Source organism: Geomicrobium sediminis, from assembly GCF_016908595.1.
Taxonomy (GTDB): Bacteria; Bacillota; Bacilli; order Bacillales; family Marinococcaceae; genus Geomicrobium_A; species Geomicrobium_A sediminis.
In genome coordinates this window covers 190,983-208,085 of record NZ_JAFBEC010000007.1, presented here as the reverse complement: position 1 = coordinate 208,085, position 17,103 = coordinate 190,983, and the positions used below count along the sequence as shown (strand labels likewise).

The following is a 17,103-nucleotide window of genomic DNA, read 5'->3' as shown; positions in this document are numbered from 1 at the left end:
AATCATACTTTGTCCAACGATCACATAGATTGAGGTAACGTGTGGTGGCAGGAGGGAAAAGGGATGAAAAGGCGAGCGATTGGATGTTTAGTATTGGCACTTTTATTTATCATACATCCATGGACGGGACAGGCAGAAACACCAGCAAGCGAAGCGCCATTCTCTGTTTCAGGAGAAGCGGCAGTATTAATTGAGGTTGATAGTGGTCGAGTGATGTATGAGAAAAACGCGGATACAAGTTTGCGGATTGCGAGTATAACGAAAATTATGACGGCACTCATTGCAATTGAACAAGGCGAACTGGATGATAAAGTCACCATTTCAAGTAACGCGGAAGGAACCGAAGGGTCTTCTTTGTATTTACGGGCTGGTGAAAAAGTAACGCTTGAGGACCTGATTTACGGATTAATGCTTCGTTCTGGTAATGACAGTGCTGTAGCAATTGCTGAACACGTTGGCGGCAGTATTGATGGATTTGTTTATTTGATGAATGAAAAAGTTCATGAACTTGGTTTAGAAAAAACGGTGTTTGCAAATCCACACGGACTTGATGACCATGAAGAGCATTACTCAAGTGCGAAAGACATGGCAGTGATTATGCAAGAAGCAATGAAGTACGAGAAGTTTCGTGACATTTCAGGAACGAAGATTCATAAAGCACCGAATGAAAACGAGTCGTGGGATCGAGTGTGGAAAAACAAAAACCGACTGCTCACAGAGCGATACGAGTACAGTACAGGCGGAAAGACAGGCTTTACGAAAAGAGCTAAGCGTACACTCGTCTCTTCTGCGGAGAAAGACGGCATGGAATTAATTGCAGTCACGCTCAATGCACCGTCTGATTGGGACGACCATGTTCGGATGTTTGAATATGGGTTTAGTGACTACGAAATGACGACCCTCATTAACGAAGGTGAACTTACAAGAAGCGAAGTACAAGAAGATTTATCAGGGTTGTACGTAAAAGAGAGTGTGCGTTACCCGCTGAAAGAAGATGAAGAAAAGCGAGTCGTTCCGAAAGTCGTATTAACAGAAGAAGACGATGAGCGTGCAGGGAGTTTGCAATTTATGTTAGATAATCAGACGTTAACGTCATTGCCTGTATTCAAAATGGAGGAAGAAGTTGACGAAAAGCCGTCATTTTGGTCTCGCATAAAGCAACAATTTGAGCAATGGATGAGGTGAAACGATGATTAATTGGATATGGATGACCATGCTAATCATCGGATTAATATTTGCAGTGATAAACAATCGGATGGACGAAGTGAATGCTGCGATTTTCGAAGGGGCTGAACAAGCTGTAACGTTAAGTTTTGGTTTGATTAGCGTATTGGTGTTCTGGCTTGGCATGATGAAGATTGCCCAAGAAGGTGGCCTATTAAAGGCTTTGTCGAAATTTCTTGCACCTGTCATAGGAAAATTGTTTCCAGAAGTACCGAGAGATCATCCAGCAATGGGTTATATCTTATCGAATATGACTGCTAATTTCTTTGGTCTTGGAAATGCAGCAACACCGATGGGGATCAAAGCGATGGAACAGTTAAAAGTGCTAAATGGTGGGAAAGACGAAGCAAGTCGCTCAATGATTACGTTTTTAGCGATTAATACAGCGAGCATTACGCTAATACCAACGACAGTTATAGCGATTCGAATGACATATGATTCTCAAAACCCTGGAGAAATTATCGGCACGACAATTGCAGCGACAATTGTTGGTGCTACGAGTGCAATACTCATTGATCGTTATTTCCATTGGCGTCGAACGAGACGAAAAAAGGTGAGATAAATGGTTATTCTTTCAACAGTCTCCATGTATTTAATCCCGGTATTGTTATTTGTTATTTTAGCGACCGCAATTTATAAAAAAGTCCCTGCTTATGAAACCTTTGTGGATGGAGCTAAAGACGGCTTTCAGCTTGCGATTGGCATCATTCCCCCACTCGTTGCGATGCTCGTTGCGATTTCAATTTTCAGAGCATCTGGTGCGCTAGATTTTATTTTAGCAGGCATCGCTCCTCTGCTTGCTATGGTGGGTGTTCCACCAGATATCGTACCTCTCGCCATCATGAGACCGTTATCTGGGACAGGTGCACTCGGCATTATGAGTGACCTGATTGCCGTTCACGGTCCGGATTCATTAATCGGCCGAATGGCTTCCACGATGCAAGGGAGTACAGACACAACGCTTTATGTAATTACAGTTTATTTCGGAGCGGTTGGCATCAAGAAAATTGGGGATGCGTTAAAGGTAGGTTTATTAGCCGATGTTTGTGGATTACTTGCGGCAATCTTTTTCGTAGTTCTTGTGTTTGGTTCGATGTAAAAAAGGTCATGCTGAAAAAAAGCATGGTCTTTTTATTTTGTAAGAAAATTAGCGATGTTCAAAAGGCGTGTCTCCTCCTTGAACAATCAAAGTGTTAAGCGTATGATAAAATGCGAGGTGAAGACATGGAACGTTTGCAAAAAGTAATAGCCCAAGCAGGGATTACGTCAAGAAGAAAAGCTGAATCATTAATTCTCGCCGGTCGTGTGAAAGTGAATGGCGAGGTTGTCAAAACACTCGGCACGAAAGTCGGTGAGCGCGCAACAATTGAAGTAGATGATGTACCGATTACGAAGGAAGCACCGGTTTATTATGTGCTCTACAAACCTAGAAAGGTCATTTCAGCTGTAAAGGATGACAAAGATCGTAAAGTTGTAACGGATTTTATTGATGAAGAAGAAGCACGAATTTACCCTGTTGGTCGTTTGGACTACGATACGTCTGGTTTAATTATTTTAACGAACGACGGTGAATTCTCTAATTTAATGATGCACCCGAAAAGCAAAATTAAGAAAACGTATATAGCTAAAATTAAAGGGAAGCCTTCAAGAGAAACGTTAAAGCAATTAGCCAAAGGTGTTCAGTTAGAAGATGGAAAAACATTGCCAGCGAAAGTTTCCTTTAAATCTGGTAATAAACAAAACGATACGTCCATTATTGAGCTTGTCATTACAGAAGGTAGAAACCATCAAGTACGGAGAATGCTTGAGGCAGTCGGTCATCCAGTCCTTAAGTTAAAGCGAGAACAATATGGATTATTAACACTAGAAACGATGCAACCAGGTGATTATCGTCCGTTAAAACCAATTGAGGTGTCACGACTTCGTGAATTAGCTGTCACATAACCGTCATAGAAACGTGGAGTATCTTAGGCGTATAGTCGGTATAATTGTTGTTAAATAAGAGCCCTCACGAGTTAGGACGAGGTGATTGTATTGAAAGAGAAAGAAATTATTTGTGAATGTGGGCACGTGAACCCATACGGTACTGAAGTTTGTGGCTCATGCGGGAAGCCTCTCGTCAAAAACGATTCAAATGAGTTATTGAACATGCGCTATGAAGGTGCAGCGCGACGTTCACAAACGTATAATAAGTCGATCATAGATAAAGTATGGAATTTCTTTTCATCTGTAAAGGTAGGAATTACCATTATTGTCGTGATATTAATCGCATCGGCACTCGGAACAATCTTTCCTCAGGAATTATTTATTCCGCCTGGACAAGATGCTGCGACTTATTATGCTGAAGAACACGGCTGGGCTGGAGAACTGTACTATACGCTCGGTTTTCATAATTTATACGGATCATGGTGGTACATGTTACTCATTACAGCACTTGGGATTTCAATTCTGATTGCAAGTATTGACCGTTTCTTCCCGCTATACAAAGCATTAAAAAACCAACGAGTTACACGTCACGAGAAATTCATGTCCCGTCAACGCATTTTCGGACGCTCAACGGTATCCGACCAAGATGAGACGATGAACAAAGCCGTGTCACTTCTGAGAAAGAAACGCTACAAGATTTTCGAAGAAAATGGAAATGTGCTCGCTGAAAAAGCGAGATGGGCAAGATGGGGTCCGTACGTCAACCATATTGGTCTCATTATCTTTTTAGTCGGTGCTATGCTACGGTTTTTCCCTGGTATGTATGTGGATGCAAACATGTGGGTTCGTGAAGGAGAAACTGTGCCAGTTCCTGGTACAAGCCAAGACTATTACTTAGAAAACTTACAATTCGACGTTGAACTTTATGACGAAGATGACGAGCGCTTCCAAGGAGCAATGCAAGCCGCTCCTGGTGCAGAACACATTGAAACATTTCGGACACACTCGATTTTGTACATGCCTACAGATGAGTCTACGGTCGGTGCAGGTCGAGAATTAGAAGCGATTTCAGAGCAGGAGATTGAAGTAAATTCACCGCTCTATTTCGATAACTATTCTGTATATCAGCTCGATTACAAGTTAAATGAGTTAAGTGCGATGAGCTTTGATGTGGAAGATCGTGAAACAGGCGAGTCTGCTGGTTCATTTACGGTTGATTTAAACAATCCTGAGGACTACTATACGCTTGATAACGGTGAAGAAGTCTACATCTACGACTATTTCGCTAACTTCATCATTAACGATGCGGGTGAACCGACAACAGAGAATAACGTTCCAGATAACCCGGCATTTATCTTCGAAATGACGAATGAAGATGGTGAGGAAGAACTTACTTTTATTCGGATCCAGAGAAACTTTGAGATTAGAGACGACGAAGATGATCCACATCAGTATGCCTTTACATTTGCAGGCATTGATACGAATCATGTCACAGGCTTAAAGGTTCGTAAAGATTTGACGCTACCATTCCTCATTGCTGGTGGTTCAATATTCTTGCTAGGGCTTTTACAAGGTTCGTATTGGCCACACCGTCGAGTTTGGTTACAACGTGAAAATGATGGAGAAATCCTCATTGCAGCCCATACGAACAAAAACTGGGAATCCATCAAAAAAGAAATTCGTAGTGTAACTGACCAAACAGAGCTTAGTGAGCCCGTTGATCAGACGGATGAAGAGTATGAAAAGGAATATAAGGAAAAGGATAATCTTTAAGAGCGTACCGCTCGTGTAACACGAGCGGTTAGGAGGTACACGTATGAATTCTCTTGCAGAGTTGAGTAGTAATCTACTCTACATCGCCTTCTTCTTCTATTTCGCAGCGACAGTCTTTTACATCTTATCTGTAACAGGTCGTCAGTTCCGAAATAAAGAAGGAGATGTAAAGAAAAACCGTTGGGGTACTTGGGGGTACATTGCAACAGTCATTGGTGTTGTATTTGCTTTTGGGTATTTCTTTACGCGGTGGGCAGCAGGCGGACACCCACCAGTCAGTAACATGTTTGAATACACCGCATTTCTAGCAATTTGTTTTAGTCTCGCATTTGTTGTTATCAATGGAATTTATAAATCAAACGTACTCGGTTTGTTTACGATTCCAGTCATTATGCTTATTATTGCATACGCATCCGTTTTCTCAACGGAAATTGCACCACTCGTACCGTCATTGCAATCAAACTGGTTAGCAATTCACGTTATTACAGTGGCATTGGCACAAGGGATTTTAGCCGTTAGTTTTGGAGCTGGACTCGTTTACTTAGTCCGAACGCTCGATTTGTCCGGTAAGAAAATGACAAAACGAACGTTTGGTATTGAGTTTATTATGTATACGTTGTTAACAGGTCTTGCCTTTGTTATTCTTACAAACGTTTTTGAAGCTACAAATTATGAAGCGCAATTTACGTATGTAAATGAGCAAGGCGAAGACGCTGAGAAGACGTACAACTTGCCAGCGATTATCGGTCCAAATGAAGGGGTTCTTGAAACAGAAGATCGTTTTTCTCCGATCTTTTACGCACCAGATTGGATTATTAGTGAAGATTTAAATACGGTCGTTTGGTCATTTGGTAGTGGTTTCCTACTTTATTGGGTGATTCGTTTAATTGGACGTAATCGCAGAATTTCCGCGATGTTACAACCACTCTTAAAAGGGGTAAAGCCACAAACGGTTGATGAATTAAGTTACCGAGCAATTGCGATTGGTTTCCCATTGTTTGCTCTTGGTGGACTTGCCTTTGCCATGATCTACGCTCAAATTGCATGGACGAGATTTTGGGGTTGGGACCCTAAAGAAGTATGGGCGCTTATTACGTTCTTCTTCTATGCAGCATATTTACACTTAAGACTATCTAGAAACTGGATTGGTGAGCGATCTGCTTGGCTTGCGGTAATCGGATTTGCTATCATTATGTTTAACCTCATTTTTGTTAACTTAGTGATTGCCGGATTACACTCCTATGCATAATCAGCAATTCGCTTATTAGAAAGTACGAAAGAGGCGCTCTGTAAAAGATCGCCTCTTTCGTTCTAGTTGTTCTAGAACGTAACCATAATTGTTGTGGAGGGTTTGTGTGTATGGAAACTGAATTTGAACGCGAACATGAAGTGAAAATTCTCGTCGTTGATGATGAAGAACGCATTCGTCGTCTTCTTCGAATGTATTTGGAACGAGAGAAATATACGGTCGTAGAAGCAGAGAACGGTGAAGAGGCACTTCAATTAGCAACGGAAGACGATTATGACTTAATTTTGCTAGATTTAATGATGCCAGGTATGGACGGTATTCAGGTGTTACAAGAGTTGCGTACGGTTAAAGCGACGCCTGTTGCTATTCTAACTGCAAAAGGTGAAGAAGCAAATCGCGTCCAAGGATTTGAAGAAGGTACAGATGACTATATCGTTAAGCCATTTAGTCCAAGAGAAGTTATTCTTCGTGTAAAAGCGCTACTTCGCCGAACGTCATCTACTCGTTATTTGCAAACGGACACACAAGCGAAGAACATTCTCGTTTTTGATGCCATTTCAATAGACCATGATGCACACCGTGTGACAGTAAAAGGTGAAGAGGTCGCACTAACGCCAAAAGAATATGAGTTGCTCTATTACTTGGCTAGTTCTCCAGATAAAGTATTTTCAAGAGAGAAGTTACTAAAAGACGTATGGAAGTATGAGTTCTTTGGTGATTTACGTACTGTAGACACCCACGTAAAACGCCTTCGTGAGAAATTAAATAGCATTTCAACAGACGCAGGTGACATGATTACGACGGTTTGGGGAATTGGCTATAAGTTCGAAAATGTGAAGCAAAAACAATGATTTGGCGGAGCATTGTAGGGAAGCTTTGGATTACGATTTTGATGCTCGTTACAGCAGTATTGGGCATTTTAGCAATACTGCTCTTTCAGTTTTTTGAAAACTTCCATCTATCACAAGTTGAAGATGAGTTGAGTAATCATGCGTCTTTTATCGTTGCAACCATTGAACAAGGGGAGGGACAACCACAGTCCTTCCGCTCCGTACGTCAATTGGAGCATGCACACGGAATGAAAGTTGTTATTTTCCGTGAAAACATTCCATATTGGACGACAGATCCCGCTGTAGAAGAGAGTAATTACATACCACCGTTATTTTTTGCCAACCATCAAACGTTTGAAGCAGTCTTTGAAGGCGAGCGACAAGTCATTAGTCCAATCGCGTATGAGCAGCCTGGTGATGAACAACCTTCTGAATATATTGTTGTTGGTGCACCTGCTTACACACAAAACGATCAATTTGCAATATTCCTATACAATTCATTAGATTTAATGGATGAAACGACGGCTGAGACGAAACGAATCATTTTGCTTGCTGCAGGGATCGGTTTAATTTTAACGACGTTTTTTGCCTTTTTTCTTTCTAGCCGAGTAACGGCACCTCTTAGAAAGATGCGACAAGTAACACTTGAAGTTGCAAAAGGGAAGTTCGATACGTCTGTTCCGATGCTAACACACGATGAAATTGGGCAGTTAGCCATCGCGTTTAATCGAATGAGAAGGCAATTGAACAATAATATTAATGCGTTAAATTATGAAAAGGCACAACTAACGAGAATTCTTAGTTCAATGGCAGACGGCGTGATTACATTGAATCGTCGCGGAGATATGGTCGTTACAAATCCACCAGCAGAACGCTTTTTAGAAGCGTATGCTTATGAGAATGACGAGAATCAAGGGTTGCCTGAACGTTTGCAATTGCTATTCCAAAAAGTCGTGACTCATGAAGAAGAGGAATGGGTTGAATTATCGGTACAAGGGAGAACGTATGCGTCCTTAATGACCCCGTTGTACGATGAAGACCACGTTCGAGGAGTTGTCCTCGTTATTCGAGATATGACCGAAGAACGTCAACACGACAAACTTCGAAAAGACTTTATCGCAAATGTTTCACATGAACTAAGAACTCCGATAGCGATGTTGCAAGGCTACAGCGAAGCATTGCTTGATCATGTCGCTGAAACCGAAGAAGAGAAAGAAGAAATGACGAGGATTATTTACGATGAGTCCCTTCGAATGGGCCGGTTAGTGAATGAGTTGTTGGATCTCGCTCGGATGGAGTCAGGCAATATCACCCTCATCAAACAAGATTTTGAAGTCGTACAGCTAGCGAAAAAAGTGCATCAGAAATTCCAGCAAATGGCGAAAGATGCAGAATTAGATTTGCACTTTGACTCTAGTGAAGAAGAAGCGATCATTTATGCAGACCCAGATCGAATTGAGCAAGTGTTAACGAATCTGTACTCGAACGCTGTACGTCACACAGAATCTGGTGGAAGTATTACGTGTAGCATGACTTCAACAAATGAAACCGTAAAGATCCACATTACGGATACGGGAACTGGAATCCCAGAAAGCGATTTACCGTTCGTATTTGAGCGGTTCTACAAAGCTGATAAAGCCAGAACGCGTGGCAATGCAGGAACGGGTCTTGGACTTGCGATCGTTAAGAACATCATTGAAAGTCACGGAGGAGAAATTGTCGTTCAGAGTAAAGAGGGTATGGGGACGACATTTACAATAACGCTTCACAAGGCTCTAGAGCGAAAAGACTAGAAAAAGCAACTTAGTACAGTGCTCTTTAACTTTGAGCACTGTACGATTTTGATGAGAAGTAACAATTAGGAGGTGGACGAGAGTGAAGATTTATACAAGAGGTGGAGACCAAGGGAAAACGAGTGTGATTGGTGGAAGGCGTTTTAAACACGATTTACGAATCCATGCATACGGCGCTCTAGATGAAGTCAATAGTTTTATTGGCCAAGCGAGAGTCATTTGTGAACGGTCTGAGCTTGACGTATTAAAGCCGCAATTGTTAACGATTCAACATGAATTATTTGATTGCGGCAGTGATCTTGCTACGGTGAAAGAAGATGCTGTTTTAAAAGTTCAACCAGCGATGATTGAGCAATTGGAAGCGTGGATTGATGCGTACACAGAAAAATCACCACAACTTGAACGGTTTATATTACCTGGGGGTTCAGAACTAGCTGCTTCGTTACACGTATGTCGCACAGAAACGAGACGAGCAGAACGTGCAATAGTAGAACTTAAGCAAGAAGAGCCGATTCATGAACCGGTTTTGCAGTATGTAAATCGATTGTCTGATTACTTTTTTGCCGCTGCGCGTTTTGTGAATCATTCTCTGAATGTGTCAGATGTTGAGTATGAGCGCAGTGCAATTGTTTTTAAGGAATAACTGAAGATCTACCTCATATACTGATTGTTGGTAATCATATATGGTTAGGAGTTAAAAGCATGTTGGATTATGTAAAACGATTCGGTATGGTATTGTTGTTTGCAGGAGTTTTACTCGTTATTATGAATGTTCTAGTCGTTACAACCTTTACAGTCTAACAAAGGAGCGAGCTTATGGAAGCCAGAGATACTCCTGTTTCAACGATAAAGTGGTTAAATGAGCAAACGAAGGCTCGAGAACAAGTGTGGCTTCTGGCGTTGTTTCGTTTTATGTTAAAGTACATTGAAAAACAAGGATCGGTCGAACTGGATGAGGATGGACTGATTCGCCGTGAAGCTTGGCTTGATATTGAACAAATGCTTAACTATCAATTGCTACATGACAAAAAGACTGTAGATGTACACCTTTATCGATTGTTTCAACACGTTTCACTTCTAGAAGGCTGGATTCTCTTGAGTAATAATGAGCTCAAAATTACAGATGAAGGAACATTGTTTCTTAAGAAAAGAGAACCCGAGCAACTAACGAAAATCCTTCACTACTTTTTTCCAAGTTCATAACAAAGCCCCTTTTTAAGACAATGTCGTCTAAAAGGGGCTTTTGTATCGTTTAAAGTTCAATAACGTCAGCTGCGAGTATTGCTGGAACAGACGTTAATTGTTCAATCGCATCCTGCGGGATTTCTTTATCGACTGAAAGCATCATGATTGCATCGCCGCCTTCTTCTTTACGACCGACTTGCATCGTCGCGATGTTCACGCCATGCTTCCCTAGCGCCTGACCCATTTCACCAATTACACCAGGCTGGTCTGTGTGCCTAATATAAATTAAGTGACCCGATGGGAAAAGGTCGACGTTAAATTCATTAATACGAATAATCCTCGGTCCAAAAGCATCAATATACGTCCCGCGAACGAGAAACTCACCAGCCGTTCCTTTGATGTTCGCTTGTATGATGTTCGCATACCCGTAGCTTTCTGAGCTGTGAGCTTCACTGTAGGAAATGCCTCGCTCTTTGGCGATGATCCCTGCGTTTACTTCGTTAACACCTGCGTCAACTCGTGGCGAGAGAAAACCTGACATAAAACTTCTCGTCAGTACTGACGTCTCTTCAGTTGCAATGTCGCCGCCAAACGAGACATCAATATGTTGAACTGGGGTTTTAACACATTGCGATACGAAATAACCCATTACTTTCGTTAAATCATAATACGGTTTAATTTGCTCATAAAGTTCTTCAGAAATTGCAGGCAAGTTAATGGAATGTGTTGCAGGTGCCCCGTTTAATACTTGAGCAATTTCATAAGACACTTGTGATGCAACACTTTCTTGTGCTTCATGCGTGGAAGCAGCAATATGAGGAGTTGCAATGACTTGTTTTAGGCTGATTAAGTCGAAATTATCAGTCGGTTCGTTCACGAATACGTCAAGTGCAGCACCGCCTACATGACCATCTTCAATTGCTTTTTGAAGGGCGGATTCATCAATGATCCCACCGCGGGCAATGTTTAGGATTAACACACCACGTTTTGTTTTCTTTAATGTTTCTTCATTTAGCAATCCTTTTGTTTCTTTCGTTAATGGCGTGTGTACAGTGATAACATCTGCTTGATTGAGCAGGTCCTCAAGGTCTACGAGTGTAACGCCGGCTTTTTTCGCGCGCTCTGGAGTCAGAAATGGATCATAGACGACGACTGACATTTGAAAAGCAGCAGCTCTTTTAGAAAGTTCTGAACCAATGCGGCCGAATCCGATAATGCCGAGTGTCTTTCCCCTTAGTTCCATCCCTTGAAACGCTTTTCGGTTCCACTCTTTTGCTTTCACTGACGCATACGCTTGTGGGATGTTACGAGAAAGTGCCATCATCATGGCGAATGTGTGTTCAGCAGTTGAAATTGTGTTTCCATCAGGAGCATTAATGACGATCACACCATGTTTCGTAGCTGCATCTAAATCAATATTATCGACACCAACTCCTGCTCTAGCGACGATTTTAAGATTAGGCATGCGTAACAACAACGCCTCATCAACTTGAGTTGCACTTCGTACAACAAGAGCAACGAAATCCTCTAACGAGTCTAATTCTGAAGGTTTCTTCTGGACGACTTCAATTCGTGGATCATCAAGCAATGGACGTAATCCTTCGGTACTCATTGAATCAGCGACAAGCACATATGATACAGTAACACTCACCAAACCCAGCTCCCTTTTTCTATGTATGTAGTTCTGTAACGCATGAAAGTGAACCTGTCAAAAAAATGCTCTATGGAGAAGAGCGACCGTTACGAGGAAGATGTCGTTTCAAATCGTAATGGATCACGATGAAACGGTTCGTTCGCATATTTAATTGAAGAAGATGGACATTCTTCGTATGCATCGAGAAAATCATCCTCTTTCTCTTCTGGCACAGCACTCATTCCAGTATTATCATCAGGAACATATTCTGACAAGCCTTCTTCATCATAATCAAAAAGGTCAGGAGCAGCTAAGCTACAAGCGCCACAAGCAATGCAAGTATCTTTATCGACGATTGTAAAAATAGCCATTCGTGGAACCCTCCAGATCATGTAAGTTACGTTTCATTGTATGCCTTTCAAGTGATTTTATCAACCGTTTCACGAACGTGTCACGATGTTCTCACAAAGTTCTTCGCAAATGAATTGTAAAAAATGAGTGCTTGCGGTACTGTACTTGTATATAGTTCGGAATTGTACGGAAAGGGGAAGGAATATGGGGACAAAGTATCGTAGTAAAGAAATGAGTCAACGACAAGACAAGGATGAGTCCGCTGCTACTTTAGCGTCCACCCCTTCTAGGGTTCAAACGTACGGAAGAAAAAGGCGGGAACAACGAGCAGGTGAGCAAGAGTCTGTTGCTCCTACAAAAGAGAGTAAGAAAAGAAAACGTCAAACGAAAAGTCCAATATTGATTCAAGTGTTAACGATTGTGTTCGTGGCGCTTGTCATCTTTATCTTGTCTACCGCTATTTGAAAACTTGTATATCTGCAGTCACGCCTCATATAGTGTATTGAGGTGAATGAAATGATTAATAACGGAACGATCTCGCCAACACTTGCAAAATTGTTACGAGAACTAATTAAACGAAAAAAAGCAGAAAAGAAAGAAGAGCGAACGGTCATAACGCTTGGGTGGTGTGCAGCGGCTTGTTGGTTGATTGCTTTGTCGTACATCATCTTCGGTTTTGGAAGTGAACATACATCGATTGTAAATCGAACAACAGAGTCTGAACTCGGTCCACTGTTGATCGTCATGGGATTAGGTGCAACAGCCATGCTCACCATTTATAGAAAGCGATACGATGAGGCAGAAAAAGACTACAAATCCCTTAGAAATCAAGTGATTGATCGCTATGATGAGTTTTGGGGTGACGAAGAGTTAAAAGGCATGCGTTATGACGTGTATGATTGGCTAGAAAAGGAACATGGTGTTAATTTATTCTACCGGTAATGACTTCTTTGTCGCTTTTGAATGCCCAATAACGGCGTAGTGTGATTTCAAAAAAGCAGTTTTAGAAACAGTTACGCATTTATTCGAAATGTTTTGAATTTTACCGAAAGCAACAACTCTTTGTTGAGTGAGACAAAAAACCTGAACAGGCATTCCAATTCGCTGGTTAAAATGCAAGTCTTCATCGAAGATCAACAGATGATCTTTCAGTGTTGTTCTACACATGGCAACGCCCTCCTTTGCATCTTATTGATATAATAACTGAAAATTCACGAAATGAGAAGTGGATAATCGCCTAAATAATTGGTATAAAAAAGCAGACGAAGAATAGCTCGTCTGCTTTTTTACGGCGTTTGAGAAAAGTCTTGTGCAAGGATGAGCCCGATAAAACAGAGCACCACTCCAACACCCATCAAAATAAAAGGAATGAGGAGCTTGCGTTTTAAATACAGAAAAAGAAGTAAAAGTAAAAATCCTCCGCCGAACAGGCTTGTTCCAATAATAAATGTCGTATATTCCATGATTCACCTCGTGTACATACGTTGAATCCCTTATAATTATAATAGAAAATGGTTCATTACGACTAGCGTGTTCATGTCAATTTGTTGAAAAATGAAAGGAGCAATCTCTTGAACATAGAAGACTTACAACCAACTAAAATCGTCGTTTTAACTGGAGCGGGAATGTCTACAGAATCTGGTATGCCAGATTTCAGGTCACAACGTGGTCTTTGGAGTCGTTATAATCCTGCGAAAGTAGCGAGTGTAGATTCGTTAGAGAATCATTATGAGCTGTTCTCAGAATTTTATCGAGAGCGAATGAAAGCACTTAGAGCGATAGAACCTCACCGTGGTCATCGCATTTTGGCGGAATGGGAGCAAGCAGGCAAACTACATGCGGTTGCAACTCAAAATGTCGATGGACTACACCAAGCAGCCGGTAATAAAAACGTCTTAGAACTTCACGGTAGTATTCGTTCTACTCGATGCCATCAATGCGAACGCGTACAAAATGAAGAAACCTTTTTACGAAGTACTCATTGTGAACATTGTCAAGGAGTATTAAGACCAAATGTTGTACTATTCGGTGAGATGTTGCCTGAACTCGTTTGGAATGAGGCCGTAAAGAAAATTGAAGAAGCAGATGTTTTACTTGTCATCGGAACGAGTTTACAGGTGAGTCCAGTTAATCAGTTGCCATATGTCGCGAAAGGGAAGACCATTTACATTAACGATGAGCCGAGTGATTATCCGTTCGATTTTTGGATCAACAAGAAGATCAGTTCTGGTCTCTCTGATCTTAAAAAAGCGTGGGGATAGAACTTATGACGTTACTTTTGTTTTTATTGTTGCCTTTAGTTATTATGCTCATCGCGATGAGCATTCAAGCAAACACGCTCGTCGTGGAAGAAAAAACGTTTGAAGTTGAAGGTAACCATAAAGATTGTTCACTATTATTTATTAGTGATTTGCACAAGCGAAGACTAAACGATCGTCACATAAAAACGATAAATACAGTAGATTGTGTCATCGTAGGAGGGGATTTTGTAGAGCGAACGACGACGGTTGAAACGCTCAAACACAATCTCAACATGTTAAAGAAATTATCAACACAAGTCATCGTCGTTTATGGCAATCATGATTATAGGTGGGACCAACGTCGACTAAGAACCATTTTGGATCAAGCAAACATTACTGTATTAGAAAACGAAGGAATGTACATTTCTGATTGCATATATGTGTACGGAACAAAAGATGAATCAACGAAACAAGCGGTTGTTCAAAAGCGGGGTCTTGGCGATTACTACATTCTTGTCAGTCACAATCCAATCGTTGCACTACAACATCCAAACAGTCGTCTGTACGACTTAATTTTATCGGGGCATACGCATGGTGGTCAGATACGATTGTTCGGTCTCGGTCTTCGCGAGCGGGGAAGATGGTTGCAAATAGGTAGTGCCAAGATGAGAATTAGCAACGGATTTGGAACTCGTAAGGTTCACTTACGATTAGGAGCACCTCCTGAAGTACATCACATCCTTCTCAAAAAGGGCGCGACAACGTCTTTAAGTCGTGAACGCAGATGAGGGTAATTGAATAGCGTATACCATATCAGCATTCAAATGCCTGCGTGGTGAAAAGGAGGGGCGATATGCGTCTTGAAAGAATCGCCGCCAATAAAATAAAAGTCTTCCTTACGTTTGATGATTTAGAAGAACGTGGTTTAACGATGGATGATTTGTGGCTCGACCGTCCGAGAGTACATCAACTGTTTCGCGAACTGGTGATGGAGGCAGATCAATTACTTGGATTTAAAGTTGATGGGGCGCTATCCGTTGAAGTGTTCTCAGTGCCTGCGCAAGGAATGGTTATTCATATTTCGAAAAATGAAGAAGATACGCTGTATGACGACGATGATATGATTGAAATGGATATAACCGTTGATGAGCGAAACGATTTATTTTATAAGTTTAAAGATTTTGAGGCTGTTATACAGCTCGTTCGAACTTTAAAGCGACTAGGTGTAAAAAGTGGCAAGCTACTTTCAATGAATGATTACTATTATTTGTATTTTCCTTATACTACGATCAAAAAAGTGAATATGGACAGCTTTATTGCGATTGTCTCTGAATACGCAGACGTTTGTCCCTACTCACATGTAGCCGTTGAGGAACATGGAAAGTTGCTCATGAAACGAAACGCGGTTGATCGGCTGGCGACAATATTTTATAAAGATAATCCAGACAAACAAGTGGAAAAACAGATCGATCTTTAATATAGTTAATATAGGAATTACTTCATGTAAAGTAGGGTAAAGACCCACTATAACCTGTTTTAAAGTCCGGAGTTTTCGATTATGCGTGAACTCCGGCTCACAATATGGAGGTGGCCCTTTAATGGGGAATATGAAGAGGAATGAACAGATAGTCGTAGACCAAGATGGAAACGAGAATCGTCGTATACAAGCAATGAAGTCTACGATTCAGAACGCGCTAGTTGCACTTGATTACACACAAGACACAACGGATATACTTACATCTGCATACCGCTCGTTCACTGTAGAAATTCCAATTACGATGGACGATGGCAGCATTCGAATTTTTAAGGGGTATCGTTCCCAACATATTCGTTCTTCACAGCCTTCAATTGGCAGTGTTATTTTGCATCCGAATTTGGATGAACAAGATGTACAAGCATTAGCAATGAAAACTTCTCTTCATACGGGTTTGTTAAATATTCCGTATAGCGGTGCTAGTGGTGCAATCATTTGTAATCCTTCTGATTTATCGTTTCATGAGCTTGAACAATTAAGTCGTGGCTATATTCGGGCTTTATTACCGCTTATGAATGCAACCAAAGACATTATTACGCCTGATGTTCCAACGCCTGCGAATTTACAGCTAATGGCTTGGATGCACGATGAAGTTGAGATGATTCGTCCAGATCTACATCATAAAGTTGTTGCAGGACTGCCGGAGTCTCTTGGCGGTGTGCCTGGACGAGAGCATTCGGTTGCAAAAGGTGCAAAGTTCACGATTGAAAGAGCAGCTGAACGCTTAAATATGAGTGTACAAGATGCGAATATTATCGTTCACGGATTCGGCAACACAGGCGTGTATTTGGCTCGAGAGCTTGAGAATAAAGAAGCGAATGTGATCGGGGTATCTGATGGGCATGGAGCGCTTTATGACCAAGATGGGTTAGATGTTGATTACTTGCTCGATCGTCGAGACAGCTTTGGTATGGTTACGAATTTATTTAAGAAGTCAATTTCTACAGAACGATTGCTCGGTTCGAAATGCGATATTCTAGTTGATGCTTCACTCGACAAGAACGTGATGACCGAACAGGTTGCCGACACGATTCAAGCGAAACTCGTTGTAGAAACGGCAAAGCAAACACTCTCTGAATCAAGAGTTGATCAATTGTTCCAAAGAGGATCTATGGTCGTACCAGAAATTATGACGAATTTAGGCAATTTGACGTTAAGTCATTTTGAAGCGATGCAACATGAGCAACGGGTTACATTAAGTGAGTCTGAAATTAATGCGATGTTCAAAGATACGATGTATCGGGTGTTCGATCAAGTGTTTGAAGAAGCGAAACAGCACAGCACGAACATGCGAGAAGCGGCAGCTAGAATCGGAATTAAGCGCCATGCAGAAGCTTTGAATTATCGTGGTTTATCATAAGGAAG

20 protein-coding genes are annotated in these 17,103 nt (G+C 41.4%); 16 read left to right on the top strand and 4 right to left on the bottom strand.

The window, feature by feature from the left end; genetic code table 11:
* The first annotated feature begins 63 nt into the window (after positions 1-63).
* The 10 genes from JOD17_RS12980 (at position 64) to JOD17_RS12935 (ending at position 9,998) form a co-directional block, all read left to right on the top strand.
* The gene (locus JOD17_RS12980; protein WP_204698280.1) at positions 64-1,185 is read left to right on the top strand and encodes a D-alanyl-D-alanine carboxypeptidase family protein; all 1,122 of its coding nucleotides are present in this window, start codon (positions 64-66) and stop codon (positions 1,183-1,185) included.
* Between the two features lie 4 nt (positions 1,186-1,189).
* Positions 1,190-1,786 (top strand): nucleoside recognition domain-containing protein, encoded by a 597-nt coding sequence (locus JOD17_RS12975; RefSeq protein WP_204698279.1) that lies wholly within the window; start codon positions 1,190-1,192, stop codon positions 1,784-1,786.
* Positions 1,787-2,323: a spore maturation protein gene (locus JOD17_RS12970; RefSeq protein ID WP_042413752.1), complete on the top strand. Its 537-nt coding sequence runs from the start codon at positions 1,787-1,789 to the stop codon at positions 2,321-2,323.
* A 125-nt stretch (positions 2,324-2,448) separates the two neighbouring features.
* A complete protein-coding gene (locus tag JOD17_RS12965) occupies positions 2,449-3,168 on the top strand; it encodes a pseudouridine synthase (protein ID WP_169962912.1) in 720 nt (239 codons plus the stop codon).
* Between the two features lie 90 nt (positions 3,169-3,258).
* Positions 3,259-4,923, top strand: coding sequence for a cytochrome c biogenesis protein ResB (gene resB / locus JOD17_RS12960; protein ID WP_204698278.1), 1,665 nt, complete (start codon positions 3,259-3,261; stop codon positions 4,921-4,923).
* 43 nt (positions 4,924-4,966) lie between these two features.
* Positions 4,967-6,172 (top strand): c-type cytochrome biogenesis protein CcsB, encoded by a 1,206-nt coding sequence (ccsB, locus tag JOD17_RS12955; RefSeq protein WP_204698277.1) that lies wholly within the window; start codon positions 4,967-4,969, stop codon positions 6,170-6,172.
* A 110-nt stretch (positions 6,173-6,282) separates the two neighbouring features.
* Complete coding sequence (locus tag JOD17_RS12950; RefSeq protein WP_042359146.1) at positions 6,283-7,023, top strand: response regulator; 741 nt, start codon at positions 6,283-6,285, stop codon at positions 7,021-7,023.
* Positions 7,020-8,795, top strand: a complete 1,776-nt coding sequence (locus JOD17_RS12945; protein ID WP_204698275.1) for an ATP-binding protein — start codon at positions 7,020-7,022, stop codon at positions 8,793-8,795. The genes JOD17_RS12950 and JOD17_RS12945 overlap by 4 nt, the downstream gene beginning before the upstream one ends.
* An 82-nt stretch (positions 8,796-8,877) precedes the next feature.
* Entirely contained in the window at positions 8,878-9,438 is a 561-nt protein-coding gene (locus JOD17_RS12940; protein WP_204698273.1) for a cob(I)yrinic acid a,c-diamide adenosyltransferase, read from the top strand.
* 173 nt (positions 9,439-9,611) lie between these two features.
* The gene (locus JOD17_RS12935; protein ID WP_204698271.1) at positions 9,612-9,998 is read left to right on the top strand and encodes a hypothetical protein; all 387 of its coding nucleotides are present in this window, start codon (positions 9,612-9,614) and stop codon (positions 9,996-9,998) included.
* A 49-nt stretch (positions 9,999-10,047) separates the two neighbouring features.
* Here JOD17_RS12935 and serA read toward each other — a convergent pair whose 3' ends face one another.
* Entirely contained in the window at positions 10,048-11,631 is a 1,584-nt protein-coding gene (gene serA, locus JOD17_RS12930) for a phosphoglycerate dehydrogenase (RefSeq protein WP_338028794.1), read from the bottom strand.
* Between the two features lie 89 nt (positions 11,632-11,720).
* Entirely contained in the window at positions 11,721-11,984 is a 264-nt protein-coding gene (locus tag JOD17_RS12925; RefSeq protein WP_042359150.1) for a ferredoxin, read from the bottom strand.
* Between the two features lie 184 nt (positions 11,985-12,168).
* On the opposite strand from JOD17_RS12925, the gene JOD17_RS12920 reads away from it, so the two are divergent.
* Both JOD17_RS12920 and JOD17_RS12915 read left to right on the top strand, forming a co-directional pair.
* Positions 12,169-12,429 (top strand): hypothetical protein, encoded by a 261-nt coding sequence (locus JOD17_RS12920; RefSeq protein WP_204698269.1) that lies wholly within the window; start codon positions 12,169-12,171, stop codon positions 12,427-12,429.
* Between the two features lie 51 nt (positions 12,430-12,480).
* Positions 12,481-12,906 (top strand): DUF2663 family protein, encoded by a 426-nt coding sequence (locus JOD17_RS12915; RefSeq protein WP_204698267.1) that lies wholly within the window; start codon positions 12,481-12,483, stop codon positions 12,904-12,906.
* Here the strand turns inward: JOD17_RS12915 and JOD17_RS12910 are convergent.
* Positions 12,892-13,131, bottom strand: coding sequence for a hypothetical protein (locus JOD17_RS12910; protein WP_042413776.1), 240 nt, complete (start codon positions 13,129-13,131; stop codon positions 12,892-12,894). The two genes, JOD17_RS12915 and JOD17_RS12910, sit on opposite strands and share 15 nt — an antisense overlap.
* A 119-nt stretch (positions 13,132-13,250) precedes the next feature.
* Positions 13,251-13,427: a hypothetical protein gene (locus JOD17_RS12905; protein WP_193745012.1), complete on the bottom strand. Its 177-nt coding sequence runs from the start codon at positions 13,425-13,427 to the stop codon at positions 13,251-13,253.
* 108 nt (positions 13,428-13,535) lie between these two features.
* On the opposite strand from JOD17_RS12905, the gene JOD17_RS12900 reads away from it, so the two are divergent.
* From JOD17_RS12900 to JOD17_RS12885, 4 genes are all read left to right on the top strand, one after another.
* Positions 13,536-14,225, top strand: a complete 690-nt coding sequence (locus JOD17_RS12900) for an SIR2 family NAD-dependent protein deacylase (RefSeq protein ID WP_239575512.1) — start codon at positions 13,536-13,538, stop codon at positions 14,223-14,225.
* A 5-nt stretch (positions 14,226-14,230) separates the two neighbouring features.
* Positions 14,231-14,992, top strand: coding sequence for a metallophosphoesterase (locus JOD17_RS12895; protein WP_204698265.1), 762 nt, complete (start codon positions 14,231-14,233; stop codon positions 14,990-14,992).
* Positions 14,993-15,057: 65 nt separating this feature from the next.
* Positions 15,058-15,681 carry a genetic competence negative regulator gene (locus JOD17_RS12890; RefSeq protein ID WP_042413784.1) on the top strand — a complete coding sequence of 208 codons (624 nt, stop codon included), beginning with the start codon at positions 15,058-15,060 and terminating at the stop codon, positions 15,679-15,681.
* 121 nt (positions 15,682-15,802) lie between these two features.
* Positions 15,803-17,098 carry a Glu/Leu/Phe/Val family dehydrogenase gene (locus JOD17_RS12885; protein WP_204698263.1) on the top strand — a complete coding sequence of 432 codons (1,296 nt, stop codon included), beginning with the start codon at positions 15,803-15,805 and terminating at the stop codon, positions 17,096-17,098.
* Positions 17,099-17,103 lie beyond the last annotated feature (5 nt).

Coding starts and splice junctions, on each gene's coding strand:
- JOD17_RS12980 (WP_204698280.1), top strand. CDS start 64: ATGAAAAGGCGAGCGATTGGATGTTTAGTATTGGCACTTTTATTTATC.
- JOD17_RS12975 (WP_204698279.1), top strand. CDS start 1,190: ATGATTAATTGGATATGGATGACCATGCTAATCATCGGATTAATATTT.
- JOD17_RS12970 (WP_042413752.1), top strand. CDS start 1,787: ATGGTTATTCTTTCAACAGTCTCCATGTATTTAATCCCGGTATTGTTA.
- JOD17_RS12965 (WP_169962912.1), top strand. CDS start 2,449: ATGGAACGTTTGCAAAAAGTAATAGCCCAAGCAGGGATTACGTCAAGA.
- ccsB (WP_204698277.1), top strand. CDS start 4,967: ATGAATTCTCTTGCAGAGTTGAGTAGTAATCTACTCTACATCGCCTTC.
- JOD17_RS12950 (WP_042359146.1), top strand. CDS start 6,283: ATGGAAACTGAATTTGAACGCGAACATGAAGTGAAAATTCTCGTCGTT.
- JOD17_RS12945 (WP_204698275.1), top strand. CDS start 7,020: ATGATTTGGCGGAGCATTGTAGGGAAGCTTTGGATTACGATTTTGATG.
- JOD17_RS12935 (WP_204698271.1), top strand. CDS start 9,612: ATGGAAGCCAGAGATACTCCTGTTTCAACGATAAAGTGGTTAAATGAG.
- JOD17_RS12925 (WP_042359150.1), bottom strand. CDS start 11,984: ATGGCTATTTTTACAATCGTCGATAAAGATACTTGCATTGCTTGTGGC.
- JOD17_RS12920 (WP_204698269.1), top strand. CDS start 12,169: ATGGGGACAAAGTATCGTAGTAAAGAAATGAGTCAACGACAAGACAAG.
- JOD17_RS12915 (WP_204698267.1), top strand. CDS start 12,481: ATGATTAATAACGGAACGATCTCGCCAACACTTGCAAAATTGTTACGA.
- JOD17_RS12910 (WP_042413776.1), bottom strand. CDS start 13,131: ATGTGTAGAACAACACTGAAAGATCATCTGTTGATCTTCGATGAAGAC.
- JOD17_RS12905 (WP_193745012.1), bottom strand. CDS start 13,427: ATGGAATATACGACATTTATTATTGGAACAAGCCTGTTCGGCGGAGGA.
- JOD17_RS12895 (WP_204698265.1), top strand. CDS start 14,231: ATGACGTTACTTTTGTTTTTATTGTTGCCTTTAGTTATTATGCTCATC.
- JOD17_RS12890 (WP_042413784.1), top strand. CDS start 15,058: ATGCGTCTTGAAAGAATCGCCGCCAATAAAATAAAAGTCTTCCTTACG.
- JOD17_RS12885 (WP_204698263.1), top strand. CDS start 15,803: ATGGGGAATATGAAGAGGAATGAACAGATAGTCGTAGACCAAGATGGA.